This window comes from Allomesorhizobium camelthorni, assembly GCF_011045125.1.
Classification (GTDB): Bacteria; Pseudomonadota; Alphaproteobacteria; order Rhizobiales; family Rhizobiaceae; genus Allomesorhizobium; species Allomesorhizobium camelthorni.
Window position 1 is genome coordinate 1 of sequence record NZ_JAAKZF010000277.1, and the last position, 1,003, is coordinate 1,003.

At 60.9% G+C, this 1,003-nt stretch carries 1 pseudogene; it reads left to right on the forward strand.

Annotated elements, in window-relative coordinates:
- A pseudogene (locus tag G6N73_RS35860) lies at positions 1 to 991 on the forward strand (recombinase family protein); the annotation flags it as partial.
- Positions 992 to 1,003 lie beyond the last annotated feature (12 nt).

Genomic DNA, 1,003 nt, shown 5'->3' on the forward strand with positions numbered 1-1,003 from the left:
TGGCCACGACGGAGGGCCGCTATGCCAGGAAGTGCGTGCGCTGCCGGTCGATGCACATGTCGAAAGCATCCTGCTCGATGCCCTGACGCCGGACAGGATCGCGATCGCCGTCGCCACGCTCGGCCAGATTGAAGAGGAAACGCGTCAACTCGAGCGTCAGTGGGCCTTGCGACGTGAACGGGCGCGCTACGAGGCGGAAAGGGCACGACGTCAATACGATGCGGTCGAACCCGAAAATCGCCTGGTGGCGCGTTCGCTGGAGCGCGGCTGGGAAGAGAAGTTGCGCGCCGCCGAGACGATCGAACAGGATTACGAACGGTGGCGGTCTGATGAGCCCCTGGTCCTGAGCGAGGCGGACCGCGACGGTTTGCTGGCGTTGGGCGAAGACCTGCCCGGCATCTGGCATTCCTCGTCGACGACGGCGGCCGAGCGCAAGAGCATCCTGCGCCTCATTATCTGCGAGGTCGTCCTTGATCAGAAACGCCTGCAGGGACAGGTCTGGTTCAAGATCCTGTGGCAAACCGGAGCGACAAGCGAACACTCTCTCCAGAGATGCGTTCACACCTACGGCAACTACATCGATATCGACAAGCTGCGCGAGCGTGTGACGGAACTGAACGCCGCCGGCAAAATGGACAAGGAAATTGCGTCGAGGCTGAACGCGGAAGGCTTCATCGCGGCGCGGAACTGCGCCTTCAAGGGTGATAATGTCTGGCTGTTGCGGAGACGTTGGGGCATTCCCACGGTCAAAATCAACGGCACGAGCGCCAATCCCGATCGATGGCCGGACGGAACCTATTCCGTCCAAGGGGCTGCCGCCGCTCTCGGCGTCACGCCACAGACCATCTTCAAATACCGGACCCGTGGCCTTGTTGAAGGCCGGCAGCTGGCGAAGGGACAACCATGGCAAATCGAGCTCACGGACGAACTGATCGAAACTCTGCGCATTCGCGCACAACGCAATAGACGATCGAGGAAACAGGCATCATGAAATCATTGGTGA